At 69.5% G+C, this 18,088-nt stretch carries 15 protein-coding genes; 10 read left to right on the top strand and 5 right to left on the bottom strand.

The window, feature by feature from the left end; all coding sequences use genetic code 11:
• Positions 1–4 precede the first annotated feature (4 nt).
• The 5 genes from ACPCUW_RS01530 (at position 5) to ACPCUW_RS01510 (ending at position 2,857) form a co-directional block, all read left to right on the top strand.
• A complete protein-coding gene (locus ACPCUW_RS01530; protein WP_064907191.1) occupies positions 5–301 on the top strand; it encodes a PE family protein in 297 nt (98 codons plus the stop codon).
• A 15-nt stretch (positions 302–316) separates the two neighbouring features.
• Entirely contained in the window at positions 317–1,285 is a 969-nt protein-coding gene (locus ACPCUW_RS01525) for a PPE domain-containing protein (protein WP_423423453.1), read from the top strand.
• A gap of 8 nt (positions 1,286–1,293) precedes the next feature.
• A complete protein-coding gene (locus tag ACPCUW_RS01520; protein ID WP_423423452.1) occupies positions 1,294–2,082 on the top strand; it encodes an ESX secretion-associated protein EspG in 789 nt (262 codons plus the stop codon).
• 78 nt (positions 2,083–2,160) lie between these two features.
• On the top strand, positions 2,161–2,496 hold the full coding sequence (locus tag ACPCUW_RS01515) for a WXG100 family type VII secretion target (protein ID WP_030513428.1): 336 nt from the start codon (positions 2,161–2,163) through the stop codon (positions 2,494–2,496).
• Between the two features lie 49 nt (positions 2,497–2,545).
• The gene (locus tag ACPCUW_RS01510; RefSeq protein ID WP_030513429.1) at positions 2,546–2,857 is read left to right on the top strand and encodes a WXG100 family type VII secretion target; all 312 of its coding nucleotides are present in this window, start codon (positions 2,546–2,548) and stop codon (positions 2,855–2,857) included.
• 132 nt (positions 2,858–2,989) lie between these two features.
• Here ACPCUW_RS01510 and eccE read toward each other — a convergent pair whose 3' ends face one another.
• On the bottom strand, positions 2,990–4,666 hold the full coding sequence (gene eccE, locus ACPCUW_RS01505; protein WP_423423451.1) for a type VII secretion protein EccE: 1,677 nt from the start codon (positions 4,664–4,666) through the stop codon (positions 2,990–2,992).
• A gap of 204 nt (positions 4,667–4,870) precedes the next feature.
• On the opposite strand from eccE, the gene eccB reads away from it, so the two are divergent.
• Complete coding sequence (gene eccB / locus ACPCUW_RS01500; RefSeq protein WP_423423450.1) at positions 4,871–6,379, top strand: type VII secretion protein EccB; 1,509 nt, start codon at positions 4,871–4,873, stop codon at positions 6,377–6,379.
• Positions 6,380–6,427: 48 nt separating this feature from the next.
• Here the strand turns inward: eccB and eccA are convergent, their stop codons facing one another.
• Complete coding sequence (eccA, locus tag ACPCUW_RS01495; protein ID WP_423423449.1) at positions 6,428–8,245, bottom strand: type VII secretion AAA-ATPase EccA; 1,818 nt, start codon at positions 8,243–8,245, stop codon at positions 6,428–6,430.
• 129 nt (positions 8,246–8,374) lie between these two features.
• Here eccA and eccD point away from each other — a divergent pair, with 129 nt between their 5' ends.
• Genes eccD through eccCa form a run of 3 tightly spaced genes read left to right on the top strand, consistent with a single transcriptional unit; the run spans position 8,375 to position 15,431 of the window.
• Positions 8,375–9,844 (top strand): type VII secretion integral membrane protein EccD, encoded by a 1,470-nt coding sequence (gene eccD, locus ACPCUW_RS01490; RefSeq protein WP_423423448.1) that lies wholly within the window; start codon positions 8,375–8,377, stop codon positions 9,842–9,844.
• An 8-nt stretch (positions 9,845–9,852) separates the two neighbouring features.
• The gene (gene mycP, locus ACPCUW_RS01485) at positions 9,853–11,346 is read left to right on the top strand and encodes a type VII secretion-associated serine protease mycosin (RefSeq protein WP_082940988.1); all 1,494 of its coding nucleotides are present in this window, start codon (positions 9,853–9,855) and stop codon (positions 11,344–11,346) included.
• 2 nt (positions 11,347–11,348) lie between these two features.
• Positions 11,349–15,431, top strand: coding sequence for a type VII secretion protein EccCa (gene eccCa / locus ACPCUW_RS01480; protein ID WP_423423447.1), 4,083 nt, complete (start codon positions 11,349–11,351; stop codon positions 15,429–15,431).
• A 2-nt stretch (positions 15,432–15,433) separates the two neighbouring features.
• Here the strand turns inward: eccCa and ACPCUW_RS01475 are convergent, their stop codons facing one another.
• A complete protein-coding gene (locus ACPCUW_RS01475; RefSeq protein ID WP_423423446.1) occupies positions 15,434–16,018 on the bottom strand; it encodes a GNAT family N-acetyltransferase in 585 nt (194 codons plus the stop codon).
• On the bottom strand, positions 16,015–16,854 hold the full coding sequence (locus ACPCUW_RS01470) for a GntR family transcriptional regulator (RefSeq protein ID WP_064907199.1): 840 nt from the start codon (positions 16,852–16,854) through the stop codon (positions 16,015–16,017). Before ACPCUW_RS01470 ends, ACPCUW_RS01475 begins: the two co-directional genes overlap by 4 nt.
• 151 nt (positions 16,855–17,005) lie before the next feature.
• Here ACPCUW_RS01470 and ACPCUW_RS01465 point away from each other — a divergent pair, with 151 nt between their 5' ends.
• Complete coding sequence (locus tag ACPCUW_RS01465; RefSeq protein WP_227462744.1) at positions 17,006–17,527, top strand: DUF4254 domain-containing protein; 522 nt, start codon at positions 17,006–17,008, stop codon at positions 17,525–17,527.
• A 6-nt stretch (positions 17,528–17,533) separates the two neighbouring features.
• Here the strand turns inward: ACPCUW_RS01465 and ACPCUW_RS01460 are convergent, their stop codons facing one another.
• A complete protein-coding gene (locus ACPCUW_RS01460) occupies positions 17,534–18,052 on the bottom strand; it encodes a hypothetical protein (RefSeq protein WP_146098675.1) in 519 nt (172 codons plus the stop codon).
• Positions 18,053–18,088: the final 36 nt, after the last annotated feature.

The raw sequence follows: 18,088 nt of genomic DNA, 5'->3' as shown, positions 1-18,088 counted from the left end.
CGCGATGGAATTCGATCCCGTAGTCGCGGCGCGCACCGCCGCCGATCTCGACGCACTCGCCGACCGTCTGGAGGCGGGCCTGCAGGCCGACACCCCGGCGTTGTCGGTCGCGGCTCCCGGTATCGACGAGGTGTCGCTGCGTGCGGCGACGACCCTGACCGAGGTCGGCGCGTCGTTCGACTCGTCGGGCAACCTCGGCGTGCAGGAGCTGCGCAAACTGGCCGCCACCCTGCGGGCGCAGTCGCGCGGGCTGTCCCGGATGGACAGCGACAACGCCGCCGACCTCGGCGCCACGGCCTGATCGGGGCGCGACGACATGGTCGAACCACCGGGTGACGGTTTCACCGGGGTGGTCTGGGAAGCCAGGCCGACCGAGCGGCTGGCACGCGAACTGACGACCGGCCCGGGATCGGTGCCGATGGCCGAGGCCGCTTCGGCCTGGGGCCGGCTGGCCGCGAACTTCGGTGCCGCCGTGGTGGATTACGACCGGATCGTCGCCGAGATCCGCGGGCACTGGCAGTCCGACCGCAGTGACGAAGTGCTGGAACGCATTGCGCGGATGCGGGATTGGCTGCTCGACGCCGCGACGGCCGCCGGGCGCAACGCCGCCCACGCCGCCGAACAGGCCGCGGCGTACGAGGTGGCCCGGCTGGCGATGCCGCATATCGCGGAGATCGCGGCGCTGGAACAGGCGATGCACACGGTGCAGGCCATCGGGGCCGCGATGGGCGCGCCGCTGGTCGGCGCCGCCGCCGATATCAGCGCCGATCAGGACGTGGCCAAGGCCGGCGCGGCCCGGGTGATGCGCACCTACGAGGCCGCCACCGAACCGCTCGCGATGCCGTGGCAGCAGATCGAGCCGCCGGTGCTGGCCACGGGCGACGCCCTGGCGGGGGAGCAGGCGGCCGCCGCGGTGGCCGCCGAATCGGCATCCGCGATGCCCGCCGTTCCCGGGATGCCCGCCATGCCGAACCTGGCCGCCTTCGATATGCCGCGCACCCTCACTGGCACCCGTGTCCAGACCGTCGCCCAGGTGGCGCGGTCCACCGAATTCACCGCGCTGCAGGCCTCGCCCGCGCAGACCGGGACGGCCACCGGCCAAGCGGTTCCCGCCGCGGCCGGCCCCGCCGCCGCGCAGTCCGAGGAGGAACGCGTCGCCCGGGCGGGGGCGGCGGACGGACCCGCCGTCGGCGAATTCGAGATCGACGCCGGATTGGCCGCCGCCCCAGCGGTTCTCGGTGGCGTCGAGACGCCGCCCGCGTCCGGAACCGCGAGTCCCGCGTAAGGAGTGTTATGGCGACCCTGACCAACGACGCCGTCCTGGCCGTCGCCGAACTGCTCGGCGTGCAGACGTTGCCGCTGGTGCTGGAGGTCGGACCACGACAGGACTCGATCGACGCCTTCACCGCGGCGCGAGCCGAGGCGCTGCGCTGGTTGCGCGGCGCTGGGCTCGTGGACCGCTACGACGACGTCGAGCCGGAACTCGGTGCGGCCCTGTCGATTCTGGCCCGGCCCGAGTCCGAACTCGCGGCGCGGATCGTCACCGCGGCCGGGGTGCATCGAGTGTCGGTGGTGCGGCGCGGCGCCGGGCACGCGGTCGCCGTCCGCACCGGCGACCAGATCGACGTCCGCACCATCTGGGCGGACGACGACGGTGCGGCACTGGCCCGTCCCGTGCTGGAGGTCCTCGGTCCCGCCGAACCCGCGGATATCGCGAGCTTCAGCGCCGCCACCGACGAGCTGGCGCAGCGACTGGACACTGCCACGGCGGCAACGGAATTCGCCGAAGCCCTGTACGGACTGGACGTGGCGGAACGCGCGGCGATCGAATTCGGCATGGCGCTCTCGCAGTGCCACGCCCACGCCGAGATCGTCGCCTACTTCCACGCCGACGGCATCACCACCCGATCCTCCGGCGCCGCGGCGGTGTACGACACCGCCCGGGGCCGGATCGCGGCCAGCCCGGGCATCGCATCCGACCAGCGGATGTGGACCACCTTCACGCCGGGATCCGATCACCGTGCCGCACAGGCGATTACGGCGCTGATCGGCACCTTGCCCGGGGGAAGGTGGATGCCCTAGCTCGCGAAATCCCGTGCCAGTGACCACCTGTAGTACCGACCACCCGCATTACCGGAAAACACAGAGAGGGGCCTGACGATGGCCGGACAGCAAATCAGTAACGATGCAGCGAGTACTTCGCAGGCGCAGACCGATATGGCCAACTCGGTCGATCGCATCCGCGCCACCATCGCCCGCGTGACCGAGGCGGTCGACTCCGCCAAGCGCGGCTGGCAGGGCGACGCGTTCTCGGCGTGCAACAAGGCTGCCCAGGACTGGGACGAGGAAGCGGCCAAGCTGAACCAGATCCTCAACGAGATGACCGAGGAGGTCGGCCACGGCAACAAGACCTACACCGGCCTGGAGAGCGAGAACGAGAACGAGTTCCGTCAGCTCATCTCGCAGACCGGCGGTCTGACCAACCTCGGCGTCTGAGGCGAATCCAGCACAACCGTTCCACCGCACACGTACGAAAGGTAGCGACATGCTTTACGAAAGAACAGTTCTCCAGGAGCTCTCCGACCTGCTGAACGGCTTCCACAAGGATCTGCAGTCCGAGGCGAGCAACCTGCAGGACTGCGCGGCCAAGCTGGCCCAGGCGTGGGAGGGCAACGCCGGTCTCGAGGCGTTCCAGCAGTCGAAGCAGAAGTGGGACCAGCAGTTCGGCGACATCAACGGCGACAGCGACCCCAGCACCGCCATGGGCAAGGTGTCGGCGCTGTCCAAGGCCGTCGCCGCGGCGATGAACAACGCGACCGCCGCCGACAAGGTCGTCGCCAACGGCTTCGGCGGCTGAGTCCGCACCGCAGTTTTCACCACGAAGGGCCCGTCCGATGTCCCAGATCGGGCGGGCCTTTCGCTGTCGTCGCCCGGGTTCGGCGGGCAGGCGCTTCACATGCCGGAACCGCCGAGGCGGGCTCGGCCGGCGTCAGGCCGGAACGGCGGGATGTGCGCCGACGTAGCGCAGTTCCTCCGGTGTCGCCACCATGTACACCCGGGTCTCCCCGGCCTCGGTGCGCACCGTGACCAGGTTGGCCGTCTCGGGATCCTCGATCAGGGTGACATCGGGTTCGAATCCGTCCGCTGCCTGCCCGGGCCGGCGCAGCAGCATCACCGTCGCGTCGGAGTGGTGCCCGCTCGGCGCGATGCCGTCGAAGACCACCATGGTCGCGAACCGATACGAGCTGGCCTGCTGGGAACCGGCCGACCAGGTGGCGAGTGTGAGCGCCTGCGGCATATCGACGTAACCGACCATCGGCCGCCATTCGTCGTGCCGATTGGTGTGCACCACCACACTGGCGCCCAACGCGATCGCGCGCAGGATCACCTGTTTGGCGACCAGGGGGGAGCCGATGACCTCGACCCGGCGCACGTGCCGGCTCACCAGCGGCAGCGCCACACCCTGGCCCGAGTTGTCGGCGCCGATGAGCTGTCCGCAGCCGGCGATCGGCATCGGCACCCGATCCAGGGCGTCCGGCGGTCCGAGGTAGCTGTCCAGCGGCAGCGCCGGCACGCCGGTGCCCAGCGGCAGGCTGAAAAGCATTGCGCGCCGCTGCTTTCCGGGCAAAGGAATCAGTCCGGCGGAGCGCACCCGGCACGGCGCGTCGCGGGTCGCGAAGCGTGCGGTCGCCGTCACGGCGATCGAAGTGTCGGTGGTCGCGGCCGTACTGGGCCCGGCATCCGGCACCCGCTGCAGCCGCACGGTGATCGTGGAGGTCACCGTCGGCGTCGACCACACCTCCGCGATGCCGCGAGAGCCCAGGGCCTCGGGTGTCATCCGGTAGGTGGTGTGGTGAAAACCGTTGTGGATCAGACTGTCCGTCGTCTCCTCGAATTCCTCCGGCGTCGCGCCGAGGGTCAACTGGGCGACCGCCTGATTCATCTCGGTCGCCGAGAGCGCGACCGCCGACAGACCGCGCGCGGCGAGCCGATTGGCCACCCGCCGCGTGGCCACGACCGCCGAGCGCAAGGTCCCCTCCGCCCCGCCGCCGCGCCGATCCACGGCGGCGGCGTTGGCCAGCGGATCCAGCCGCAGGACCACCCAGACCGTCCGATGCGCCACGGCCGGCAGCGGCCCGAGGATGCTCTCGTAGGCGCGCGCCACCGCACCGGTGCCGGCACTGCGTGATCCGGTGCTGATCACATCGATGGCGGCCAGCCGGATGTCGAACTGATCGAGACAGCGCGCGATCTCGGCGAGCGGCAACATATCGTCGCCGAGCAGACCGCTCGGGCTGAGCCGGGTGACCGTTCGCGGCTGCGCGTCGATCCGCAACATGGTGATGAGCCGGCCACCGTCCCAGCGCATTCCGTAACTTCCGCCTTCGGCCAGTGGAACATTGAATGGCGAATGTTGAACGGCGGTGGAACGATTACGAAACAATTGCCAACGAAAGGTAATTCCGCGCGCCAGGGATTGCGCGAGAGAAGTGCCTCGAATCGGCGCCAGCGCGACGATCACCACCACCGCGGCGACAACGACCGGAACCCACCACAGCGGTGTGAAAACCCTTGCCACGAAGGCGCCCACGGCCGCCGTGACCAGCACCGGAAGCACCAGGCGCAGGGGGAGCAGGTGGAAGAGCCAGAATTCCGTCGAACGCAATTGCGGTGCGTTCGAGCGCGATTCGGAAGCGTCGGATGAATCGTCTCGAGGCGGTGTGACTTTTTCTCCGCGCGCGGTGGAGTTCATGCGCACATAATGGACCGAACTCGTTCGGCTTCGCTAGTCTGTCGAAGCGCGGCCGGAATCGGTTCGCGCCCTCGAATCGGGTCATCGGAATCAGCTAGTGGGTATCGGGAGGCGGTTGTGCCGGCGCAGTTGACGACCCGTGCCCAAGTCAACGGTTACCGGTTCCTGCTCAAGCGTTACGAGCACGCGCTCGTGCGGCGCGACGTCCGGATGCTGCACGACCCCATGCGGACCCAGTTCCGTTCGCTCGTCATCGGCGCCGTACTGGGACTTTTGGGCGTGGCGGGTGCGGCGATCCTGGCCTTCCTGCACCCGCAGGGCTCCGTGGGTGACTCGAAGATCGTGATGGGCAAGGATTCCGGTGCGCTCTACGTCCTCGTGGACGGAACCTTGCATCCGGTGCTCAACCTGGCCTCGGCGCGCCTCGTCACCGGCGCCGACGCCTCGCCGGCCTCGGTCAAGGACAGCAAACTGACCCAGCCGCGCGGTCCGCTACTGGGCATTCCCGGCGCGCCCGGTGCCCTGCCCGGATCGGGCGACCCCCGGCGGTCCACCTGGACGATGTGTGACAACCTGCTGCCCTCCGCGACGGGTGGTGCGGCCGCGACGGGCCCGCTCACCACGGTGATCGCCGGGCCGCTGGACAATCCGGCCGGTGGCGCCCGCGCGGTGCCGGTGCGCGCGGACCAGGCGCTGCTGGCCACCCACGGCGGTAAGACCTTCCTCGTCTACGACGGTAAGCGTGCCGAGATCGATCCCGGCGATTCCGTTCTGGTCCGCTCCCTCGGTTTGCGGGATCAGCGTCCACGGCCGATCGGCGGTGCGCTGCTCGATGCCACCGAACCCGTTCCGCCGCTGGCAGTTCCGGACATCGACCGGCACGGGACGCCGGGTCCGGGCAAGCTGTCGGATGTGCCGGTCGGCGGTGTGATCCGAGTACACGGCGTGGACGCCGACGAGCTGTACGTGGTCCTCGCCGACGGCGTGCAACGGGTCACGCCGTTCGCCGCGGGCCTGATCCGCGACGCGAATTCGCAAGGGATGAACGAGATCTCGACCGTTCCGCCGGACCGCATCGTCGGTATCCCGGTTCTGCACCGGCTGCCGATCGACGATTTCCCGCAGCAGGTTCCGTCCGTGCTCGCGCCCGACGCCGATCCGGTGGCCTGTCTGTCGTGGACCCGTGCCGCCGACGACGCGCGCGCCACGGTCACTCTGCTCGCCGGCCGCGCGCTGCCCCTGCCCGCGGATGCGGAGCCGGTCGTCCCGGCGACCGCGGACGGCGCCGGCGATCGGATCGACGGCGTCTATCTGCGCCCGGGCACGGGGGAGTTCGTGCGGTCGGTCGGCGCGGAGCCGGGCGCGGTGAGCAACGGCCCGCTGTTCTATGTGGGCGACAACGGGATTCGGTACGGCATCCCGGATGCCGACACCGCCAAGGTCCTCGGAATGCCGAAGACGCCGAAGCCGGCGCCGAAGCCGATCGTGGAGGCCTTGTCGGCGGGCCCGGCGCTGACCCGGCAGGACGCTCTGATGAGTCACGACAGCCTGCCGCAGTGCCCGGACGCGGGCGCGAGCGCGGTAGCCTGCGCCCGGCCGATCCCACCGCCGGGCAGGAACAACTGACCGCCACGGCCGCCCGGCAGCGCGACCGGTCCCCGATCGCGGTGCGGCTCAGCGCAATCCGCCGAGTACACCTTCCAGCGCCTTGGCCATATCGGCGCCCTCGATCCGCATGAGCACCGTCTCGTCCACCGCCGACAGGTCGATGGATTCGTCTGTGGCCAGCCGGAATTCGCGCTCCTCCTCGGCGGCTTCGATCACATTGCGAATGAACCGGCCGTTACCGGCGAGGTCCACCGCCCGCCGCTGCTCACCGCTCTGATCCACCACCTGGCGCTCGTAGAGCTCCCGGCACGCGGCCTGGAGCAGTTCCAGCGCATCTTCGGCGACCTCCGAATCCCGTTTGCTCGCAATGAACTGACCGATCCGGCCGAGTTCCTCGGGAGTGTAGGACTCGAACTTCACGCGCTTGGCGAAGCGGGACGCCAGACCGTCGTTGGAGGCCAGGAACCGGTCGATCTCGCCGTCGTAGCCGGCGATGATGACGATCAGCCGATCGCGGTCGTTCTCCATCCGGGCCAGCAGGGTGTCCACCGCCTCGCGGCCGAACGCGTCACCGCCGGACAGGCCGGTCTGAACGAGTGTGTACGCCTCGTCGACGAACAGCACTCCGTCCATCGCGGAATCGATCAATTTATTTGTTTTTATCGCGGTGCTTCCCAAATGTTCACCGACGAAATCCGAACGCTTTACCTCTACCAGTCGATCGGTTTTCAACAAACCCAACCCACAGTAAATTTTTGCCACCACTCGGGCAATCGTCGTCTTACCGGTTCCCGGCGGGCCGGTGAACGCAAGGTGTTGTCCGCGTGGCGCGCTGGACATTCCCTTCTCGGCTCGAATCTTCGCCAATTGCGCGGTGGCCTGGAGTTTCGCCACCTGAGTTTTCACCGCGGCCAGGCCGATCTGCTCGTCCAACTCCGCGCGGGCGACCTCGAGCAGGCGCTTGGCCCGATCGCCGCGCTCCTCGGTCTCGACCTGCTCGGCGGTGGGCGCCGAGGCCGGATCCCAGCGGTCGGTGCGCGCGTCGATCAGTTCTTTCGAGGTCACCGTGAGGCGGTACTTGCGGTCGCGCATGGCCTGGGTGTTCGCGGCGAAGTCCGGCGCCTCGGAGAACACCTTCTCGAACAGGGCCTGTGCCTCGTCCTCGCGGCCCATCTCGCGCAGGCACAGTCCGCGGCAGAATCGGGCGGTGGTGGCCGCGGCCGGAATCGGACCGCTCTCGGCGGCCTCCATCCGGCGGATCGCCTCGCCGAACAGGCCGAGCTGCGCACAGGCCGTGCCGACCATCACGTGCGCGCCCGCGGCCAGGTAGGAGTCCTGCCAGTCCGCCGAACCGGCCAGCACGGTCATCACATCCGGCCAGCGCTGCGTCGTGTAGTGCAGCAGGCCGCGAACGTACTGGCAGATCCGGTCGTCGAGATCCTGATCCGGCTGCGACAGCAGACCCGCGCGATGCCGGGCCAGCTCGTCGAGCACCTGCTCGGCCTCGTCGTAATCGCCGGCGGAGATCAGCTGGGTCGCCTGCGCCAGCCAGATCTCGGTGTATCCGGCCAGCGGATAGTCGATGTACTGGCCCACCACGAACCGGCCCGCCAGCTGCCGCGGCGCCAGGCCGAGCCGGCGCTGCTCGCGGTAGAGGGTGGAGCCGCTGGTCTTGTAGAGGTTGAACACCACCTCGGGGGTGATCTCCCCGGCCGCGGCCCGGCCCAGCCAGGCGTCGCACATGCCCGGATCCCATTCGGTGGCGCGCTGGAATGCGAGCTTCGCATATTCGAGATCGGGCGTGGATTCCTGGCCGTCGATAGCGATGCCCAATGACAATACGCCGGCATCGAAGGCGCGTTGTGCTTGGCGGTTGCCGGTCATACGGACAGTCCCCTAAACGCGTGAATGTGCTAATTCTCGCTCAGCATACCGGCTGCCGTGACAGCCGATCTCGGTTAAGTTTGGAACGTCGCAATACAGCGACGAAAATCGTAGGGAGTTCTGTAATCCGTGACCGAGTCGTCGAGCAGCGGCGTGGGGGCCGTTGACCCGGAATTGTGCCGAGTGTCGGTGATCGGCGGAAATACTCAACTCGATGTGGGCCTGCCCGCGACCGTGCCGGTCGCGGCCTACATCACCGACCTGGTCGAGCTGATCGATTCCCGCAATCCCGACCTGACCGAACACGACGAGGGCGCGCCCGTGCGCGCACAGCACTGGACGCTGGCGCGGATCGGCCGCGATCCGATCCCGCCGCACCAATCACTCACCGACGCCGAGGTTTTCGACGGCGAGTTGCTGGTGTTGCGCTCGGTGACCGCCAAGGAGGCGCCCGCGCTCTTCGACGATGTGATCGACGCGGTCTCGCGGCTCACCGCCGAATCGGGAAACGCCTGGTCACCGACGGCGGCGCGCCGAATGGGGTTGGGCGCCGGGCTGATCGCGGTACTCGTCGCGGTCGCGGTCCTGGTGTCCGGTAAGGGCACCGGCATCTGGAACGGATTCATCGCGCTCGGCGTGGGCGTGCTCGCCGCCGGCGCCGCGGTGATCGTCGCGCGCCGCTATCCGGCCGAGCGCACGACCGCGAACGTGTTGTCGCTGTTCGCGATTGCGCTGCTGGGCGCGAGCGCGGGCCTGCTCACACCGGGCCGGATGGGATCACCGCACGTCCTGTTCGCGGCGGTGGCGGCTCTGGTGGTGGCGCTGGCGCTGTATTCGATGACCCGCGCCGGGGCGCTCGTGGTGGCCGCGGTGGTCACCAGCGCCGCGGTGCTCGCGGTCGCGGCGGCGGTACGGATGGTGTGGGACTTCGACATCGCGAAGATCGCCGTCGGCGTGCTGATCGCGGGGCTGGTGCTGATCACGATGGCTCCCCGGGCGGCCGTCGCCGCGGCGCGCCTGCCGGTTCCCCCGGTGCCGACGGCCGGGGGCGCGATCGACCCCACCGATCACGAACCGCGCCCGACCATCGCCGATATCGGCGTCATCGGCGCGACCGCGCTGCCCTCGGCGGCCGGGCTGGAGCGCCGGGCCCACGCGGCGAATCAGTACCAGTCCGGAGTCCTGGTGGGCGCCACGCTCGCAGCGGGTTTCGGCGCCGTCCTGGGGGCCGATCCGCTGGGCGAGGCGCGCTGGCAGGGGTTGGTGCTGGCGGCGATCACCGCGGTGGTGCTGTGCCTGCGTGGCCGGGCGTACGCCGATCTCACCCAGGCGTCGACGATGATCGCGGGCGGCACCGCGGTGGCGCTCGCCGTCACCGCGGGAGCCGCTGTGGCGAACGAGGATTGGCGCGCGGTCGGCGCGGGCCTGTTGCTGATCGTCGCCGCGGCGGTGGTCGCCTTCGGTGTGCTCGGACCTCGCGCGGACGTGTCGCCGGTGGTGCGGCGGGCGATCGAGATCTTCGAGTATCTGCTGATCATCTCCATCGTGCCGCTGTCGCTGTGGCTGATGGACGTCTATTCGGCCGCCCGGAACATCTGATCGGGCCGATGACTGTGCTGCGCTACGGAAGAGATTGTCCGGTAGCGGGTTTCGCGCGCGGGGCGGCTCGCCGGCTGCGCGTGGCCGCTGCCGCGGCGGTACTCGGCGCGTCGCTGCTCGGCGGTGGTCCCGCGACCGCGGTCGCCCCGCCGGCGATCGACGAGGGCGCCCTCGGGCAGGCGCTGGCCGTCAACGCGAAGAACGGTCCGCCGGACCAGACCGAGAAGCGCGCGGTCTGCGCCGAGCCGTATCTGACCGGGGCGATCCCGCGGGATCCGCCACTGCCCCAGCGGATTCTCGATCTGGACCGGGCCTGGAAGTTCAGTCGCGGCGCCGGACAGAAGGTCGCCGTCATCGACACCGGGGTGAACCGCCATCCGCGCCTGCCGGATCTGCAACCCGGCGGCGACTTCGTGACCGCCGGCGACGGCACCGAGGACTGCGACGGCCACGGCACCCTGGTCGCCGGCTTGATCGCCGCGCGCCCGAGTCCCGCCGACGCCTTCTCCGGCGTCGCACCGGAGGCGCAGATCCTGGCCATCCGGCAGCTGAGCCTGCAGTACGAGGCGAAGAACCGCAACAACGACGAGACCGGCAAGGTCGCCGCCGGCGGATACGGTGACGTGCTGACGATGGCGGCCGCCGTGGTGCGCGCGGTCGACATGGGCGCCACCGTGATCAACATCTCCGAAGTGTCCTGCAGCCCAGCCGGTTCCGAGACCGCCGACGGCGCACTGGGCGCGGCGGTCGAATACGCCGCCGACCGCAATGTCGTGGTGGTCGCCGCGGCGGGCAATCTCGACCAGTCCGCCTGCTCGGCCCAGAACGACACCAGCGGCTGGAACGGAGTGCGCACCGTCATCAGCCCGGCCTGGTTCACCCCGTACGTGCTCTCGGTCGCCTCGACCGATCCGGACGGCGCGACCTCGCCGTTCTCGATCCACGGCCCGTGGGTGGGGGTCGCCGCGCCCGGCCGGTCGATCATCTCCCTCGACAGCAAGCCGGGCGGAACCGGTCTGGTCGACACCGAACACGGTGACGACGGACCGCTCACCATCGACGGCACCAGCTTCTCGGCGGCCTTCGTCTCGGGTCTGGCGGCCTTGGTACGCAGCAGATTTCCCGAACTGAGCGCGGCGCAGGTGATCGACCGGATCGAGCGAACCGCGCACAACCCCGGCGCGGGCCGCGACGATCGGGTCGGGTTCGGCCTCATAGATCCGCTGGCGGCGCTCACCGCGCAGCTGCCGCCGCCACCCGGCCAGGCCGCGCAGGTGCCACGGGCGATCGCGCCGCCCGCCCCGGATCCGGGCCCCGATCCGCTGCCGCGCCGGGTGGCGACCGTCGGCTCCGGCGCGTTGCTGGCCCTGCTGGCCGTCGGCTGGGCCGCCGCCCTTCCCTACCGGCGCAGGCGATCCGAACCGGTCGCCGACGATCCGGCCGCCGGATACCTGTCCGCCACCCCGGCTCCCACCGGGACCGACTCGCCTCGAGGAGAGTAGGCATGTCCACCGACGGATTCGTGCGCCGACCGCGGATCGCCCCGCCGCGGGCACCGGGCGGAGAGGTGGCGCTGACCGCCCCGCCGGAGATTCCGCGGCCGGTGCCGCCCGCCCTGCTGATGCGGCTCATGCCCGTGGTCATGGTGGTCGCGGTGGTCGGCATGCTCGCGATGATGGTGATGATGGGGCGCAATCTGCTCGCCAACCCCTTCATGCTGATGTTCCCGATGATGATGCTGATGTCGATGGTCGGGATGATGGCGGGGATGCGCGGCTCGGGCGGCCCCAAGCGCGCCGCCGAGCTGAACGAGGAACGCAAGGACTACTTCCGCTACCTCGACCAGGTCCGACGCGATGTGCGCAAAACCGGTGGCGCCCAGCTGCAATCGCTGATCTGGAGCCATCCGGAACCGGCCGATCTGCGCGCGGTGGCCGGCACCCGCCGGATGTGGGAACGCCGCCCCAACGACCCGGATTTCGGGCATGTGCGCGTCGGGGTCGGCAGTCACCGGCTGGCCACCAAACTGGCCCGCCCGGAGACCGGTCCGCTCGAGGACCTCGAACCGGTCTCCACGGTGGCGCTGCGCCGCTTCGTGCGTACCCACTCGGTGGTGCACGGCCTGCCCACGGCCCTGTCGCTGCGTGCGTTCCCCGCGATCAACATCGAGGGCCGGCCGGACGAGACGCGCATGCTGGTGCGCGCCATGCTGATGGAATACGTGACCTTCCACGGCCCCGACCACGCCGCGGTCGCGATCATCTGCGCCGACCCGGACGCCGAGGCCTGGTCGTGGGCGAAATGGCTTCCGCACCTGCAACATCCGGTGGACCGCGACGGCATGGGCGCGGCCCGGATGATGTATCGCTCGCTGGCCGAACTCGAGACCTCCATGGCGGCCGAACTGCTCGAGCGCGGCCGGTTCATGCGCAACGCCCAGCCCACCGCCGGGCGCATCCATCTGCTGGTCATCATCGACGACGGCTATGTCAGCGGTACCGAGCGGATCGTCAGCGACGCCGGCCTGGACTCGGTCACCGTGCTCGACCTCACCGCGCCGCAGGCCGGGCTCGCGGTGCGCCGCGGACTGCAACTGGTGGTCGCCGACGGTACCGTCGCCGCGAGATCCGCCGCGGGCGTGGAGCAGTTCGCCACGTCCGACCCGGTGACGATCGCCGAAGCGCAGACCCTGGCGCGGGCGCTGGCCCGCTATCGGGTGGCCACCGCGGCCCAGATCGTGAGCCTCGGCGACGAATCGCGAGCCGTGCCCGGCCTGATGGAGCTGTTGAAGATTCCCGATGCCGCGCAGATCGATCCGGCGTCGGTGTGGCGCCCGCGCAACGACCGCGAGCGGCTACGCGTGCCGATCGGCATCACGCCCGACGGCACTCCCGTCGAGATCGACATCAAGGAGTCGGCCGAGAACGGCATGGGCCCGCACGGATTGTGCATCGGCGCAACGGGTTCGGGTAAGTCCGAATTCCTGCGCACCCTGGTGCTGTCCATGGTGACGACCCATTCGCCGGATCAGCTGAACATGGTGCTGGTCGACTTCAAGGGTGGCGCGACGTTCCTCGGACTCGAATCGCTCGCGCACGTCGCCGCGGTGATCACCAACCTGGAGGAGGAGATCGCCCTCGTCGACCGCATGAAGGACGCGCTGTCGGGGGAGATGACCCGGCGCCAGGAACTGCTCCGCTCGGCCGGCAACTTCGCCAACGTCACCGAGTACGAGCGAGCCCGCGCGGCCGGCGCGGCGCTGGATCCGCTGCCCGCGTTGTTCATCATCGTCGACGAGTTCTCCGAATTGCTCTCGCAGAAGCCGGATTTCGCGGACCTGTTCGTCATGATCGGCCGTCTGGGCCGGTCCCTGCGCGTCCACCTGCTGCTGGCCTCGCAGCGGCTCGAGGAGAACAAGCTGCGCGGCCTGGACTCGCACCTGTCCTACCGGATCGGCCTGCGCACCTTCTCCGCCAACGAGTCGCGCGCGGTGCTCGGCATCACCGACGCCTATCACCTGCCGAGTGTGCCGGGCTCGGGCTACCTCAAAAGCGATGCCGACGATCCGCTGCGGTTCAACGCCTGCTACGTCTCCGGCGCCTACGAATCACCCGCGGGCAACGCGCCCGGCCGCACCGGCGGTGGGCAGCGCGGCGGCGGACAGGAGCCGGTGGTGTTCACCGCGGCGCCGGTCCCGGTGCGCACACCGGTCACCGCCGCTCCGGCGCGCGGACCGCTGGGCCGGCCCGAACTTCCGCCGCCGCCCGGCTCACCGGAAGCGGAGCTGGAGCTGCCGCCCGGCACTCCCGCCGAAACCGTGCCCAAGACACTGCTCAACGTGGTGGTGGACCGATTGCGCGGTCACGGCCGCCCCGCCCACGAGGTGTGGCTGCCTCCGCTGGACGAATCACCGTCGGTGGACATGCTGCTACCCGATCCGGACTGGCGCTCGCCGGTGAACCGGCACGGCCGGTTGTGGTGGCCGATCGGTGTGATCGACAAGCCCTACGAGCAGCGCCGCGATGTGCTGATCGTGGATCTGTCGGCGGGACAGGGCAATCTGGCCGTGGTCGGCGGTCCGCAGTCGGGCAAGTCGACCACGCTGCGTTCGATCATCATGGCGGCCGCGGCCACCCACACGCCGGAGCAGGTGCAGTTCTACTGCCTGGACTTCGGTGGTGGCACGCTGGCGGGCCTGTCCGACATCCCGCACGTCGGCTCGGTGGCCGGGCGCATGGATATCGACCGGGTGCGCCGTACCGTCGCCGAGATGGTGACCCTGCTGCACCAGCGCGAGGAGCGGTTCCGGGAGCTGGGCATCGAGTCGATCCACGAATTCCGCCGCCGTAAAGCCGAACTGGCACAGCGGAGTCCGGCCGAACAGGCGGCGGACCCGCTGTCGCAGGATCTGTTCGGCGACGTCTTCCTGGTCGTCGACGGCTGGGCGACCATCCGCGCCGAATTCGACGTGCTGGAACCGGCCTTCAACGCACTGGCCGCGCAGGGTCTGTCCTACGGGATCCACCTCATGATCGGCGCCACGCGCTGGGGCGAGATCCGCCCGGCGGTCAAGGATCTCGTCGGCACCCGGCTGGAACTGCGCCTCGGCGACCCCAGCGATTCCGAAATGGACCGCCGCATCGCGGTGCTGGTACCGGTGGGCCGCCCCGGCCGCGGTCTCACACCGGAGAAGCTGCATATGCTGGTCGCCCTGCCGCGCCTGGATTCCAGCTCCGATCCGGCGACTCTCTCCGACGGTATCGCGCTGGCGCGCAGCCAGTTCGCCGAGCTCTACGGTGATCGACGCGCGCCCGCGGTCCGCATGCTGCCGCTGCGGGTGCCGCGCGAACAGGTGCTCGCCGAGGCCGCGAAGCACGGGATCGAATGCAGCGCCACCCGGGTGGTGGTCGGCCTCGGCGAGAACGAATTGGCGCCGCTGGTCATGGATTTCGACGCCCAGCCGCATCTGATGGCATTCGCCGACGTGGAGTGCGGCAAGACCACGTTGCTGCGCAACATCGTGCTCGGCATCACCGAGAATTCGACGGCCGAGCAGGCGCGCGTCATCCTGATCGACTACCGGCGCACGATGCTCGGTGTCCTGGAGGGCCAGCAGCTGGCCGGCTACTCGACCTCCGGCCAGACGTCGTTCGACATGATCAAGGAGGTCGCCGCCTATCTGCGACAGCGGATTCCGGGTTCGGACATCACGCCGCAGCAGTTGCGCGACCGCAGCTGGTGGACCGGGCCGGAGATCTACATCGTGGTCGACGACTACGACATGGTCGCCACCGGTGCGGGCAATCCGCTCGAACCGCTGCTGGAATTCATCCCGCAGGCCCGCGATATCGGTATGCATCTGATCGTGGCGCGGCGCTCCGGCGGTGCCTCGCGGGCGCTGTACGACAAGGTGCTGGGCATGATGAAGGACCTGTCGGTCGACGCGCTGCTGATGTCGGCGCCCAAGGACGAGGGCAAACTGCTCGGCGACGTACGGTCGGGCAAGCTGGCACCGGGCCGGGGCACGCTCGTATCCCGTGCCAGGGAGAACGAAATGGTGCAGGTGAGCTATCTGCCGCCGGTCTGAGGTCAGGGCACCGGATCGCCCCGGTCGGCGTGCAGGTGCCGCCGCACTATCGGTTCCGGTAAGTCCCAGCTGTCGGTGCGCCGTTCGAACAGCGCGGCCGACGGTCCGCTGACCGCCGGGTTGGCGATGCGGGCCAGCCGGAATCCCGCCGCGCGGTAGTACCGGTGCAGGTCGGTATTCCTGGTCCAGGCGTCCAATCGCACCCAATTGCGTTGCCGCGCAACGGCCACCGCGGCGGCATGAACGAGCAGCGCGCGGCCGACACCGCAGCCGGCGAAGCGTAGATCGACGATCATGTAGTGCACGATCACCGCGTCGGCGATCTCCCGCGGTGACCACAAACCGGGGTCGGCGCGATCGTTCACGGTGACGGTTCCCGCGAATTCGCCGTTCACCTCCGCCACCCAGGTCTCCCCGGCCGAGACCGACCGGCCGACCGCGTGGGCAAACCGTTCGATCGGCAGCCCCCGGCCCTGCCGGGTCCACTGGTCCGACCCGCGTGCCGCAAGCCAGGCCGTCCGTTGGAGCCGTAGTCGGCAGATGCTGCCGAGGTCGGCCGAGCGGGCCCGGCGGATGCGGATCGTCATGGTGAGCCGGGAACCAGCGAGTTACCGAAGGAATGGGAGTTGCCCGGAGGAGGCGGCGCCCCCAGGGTCTTGCGGATGAGGGCGGTGCCCTCGTCGTCACCGAGTTCGTAGGCCAGCCGGTTGCGCGCGGCCAGCGACCGCTGGCGGGTGACCCGCATGATGCGGGTGTTGCCGGCGCCGATGCGCAGATGGTCGAGCAGCATGGTGCCGGCTCCGACACCCAGGACGGCGGCCTCGTCGGCACTCGCGGGGCGCGCCACGACCGTATCCCGATGGGCCGTTTCGGGATATCCGCGTGCGGCCAGCCGCCGCGTGGTGCCCTCCGGAATATCGTGCGGGGAATCGATTCCGGTGAGTTCGGCGAGGTCACGCGGGTAGTAGCTGACCTCCCACGACCACGGTTCGTTGTCGAGGTACTGCACCACGGTGCGGGCGACGACCCAGGAGTCCTTCGGTACGCCGAGCCAATGCGCGACGTCCGTACCGGCCGGTTCCATCCGGGCGCTGAACTGTTTGGCCGGTTCCCGCCCGGCAGCACGGGCGGTCTCGGAGAAGATGTCGTGTGCCGACTTGGGGCGGTCGCGCCGAATGTGGCTGGTCACCACGGATTCCAGGACCTCCTGGCTGCGCACGATCGTGCCCCGGGAAGTCGCTGTGAACAGCAGGTTTTCGGCGACGAGCACCTGAATCGCGTTGCGCGCGGTGGTGATCGAGACATGCATCTGATCGGCCAGCTCGTTGTGGCTGGGCAGGCGATCACCAGGTTTGTACGTGCCGTCGCGAATCGCCTCCCGTAGGACGTCGGCGATGCGCTGGTACCTCGGACCGGCGGCCATCTCGCTCCTCGGTTGTACCTTCAAGGAAGGAAAGTCTACTCTGCTGGTTGACGGGGCAGTGTGACCCTTGACACACACATTCAGAGGTTTATTGTAATGAACGTCCTGACCATTGGTTGTACGGCGACGACGGCGAGGCAACGTGGCTGGTTTGGAGACGTCCCCGATGGTGGTCGTGGCATTGCCCGACACACCACATACACCGACGGCCGTCGAGTTCCTGACGACCGAAGTTCTGCCGAGTTCGGATCTGTTGTTGCGTGCGTGCCGGGGGCACCGCGTGATCGGCGGCCCGATCCTGTGGTTCGCGCGCGACCTGGCGGTGCTGTTCGAACGCCAGCTCGGCCGCGGCGGTTCCACACCGGATCCGGACTCCGCCCTGATGATCGAAATCGGCAGACGGCGAATGGAATTGGTGATGGCGATCGACGATTGGATCGTCCGCGCCGTGCCGCAGCAGGGCTCCGGCGCCACCTTGCACACCGAAACGATCGGCGCCGTCATCGACCGGCTGGCCGAAGCGTCGGTCCGCGCGCACCACGCGCTGATGACCCTCGACGCGAACGACGATGTGCTGCACAGTGCCTGGCATCACCTGGCCGAATTGGCCGACGGTTACGACGATCTGGTGCGTGAGGTCCTCGCCGGACGGCGTCGCCTGCCGAGCTGGTGAGTCGGTCTAGTAGCTCAGCGATCGGCACGAGCCCGCCATCCGCGGTGCGCGGCTGAGGCGTGACCGATCCGCCGGCAGCGGTGCCGGATTCAATCGGGTCACCCGCCGTGGTCGTGACCCACCGGCCAGTTCGGTGAAGCGAATCGTGTTCCAGCCGAACGGCATCAGGTGGACCGGTTCGCCGCGTTCCTCCAGGCGCTCGGTGAGCTCGGACACGACGTCCAGCGCATCCGCCAGGCCGGTGAGTACGTCGTCGGGTGCTCCACCGCCGGCGCGTCGATCGTTTCGTGCCCACGGCGCCACGCTCTCGACGACGATGTAGCCGGCGTCGTTGTGTAGCGCAATGGTTTTCACGACCTCGACCGCCGCCGGAAGCACCGCGGCGTCGCCCGGCTCGACCGCGATCTGCAGGACCAGGCAGTCCACGAACATCTTCCGGGCGCGCACGGCCGCCGGATCCAGCGCGACCGCGCACGGCCCCGCCGCGGTGACCTCGTATTCGAAGAGGTGACACGCACTGCTCACGATGCGCATCGTGCACCTCTGTTCGCCCACACCGTC

It is taken from the genome of Nocardia sp. AB354, from assembly GCF_049538315.1.
GTDB classification, from domain to species: domain Bacteria; phylum Actinomycetota; class Actinomycetes; order Mycobacteriales; family Mycobacteriaceae; genus Nocardia; species Nocardia nova.
This window is presented reverse-complemented; position numbering and strand designations above follow the sequence as displayed.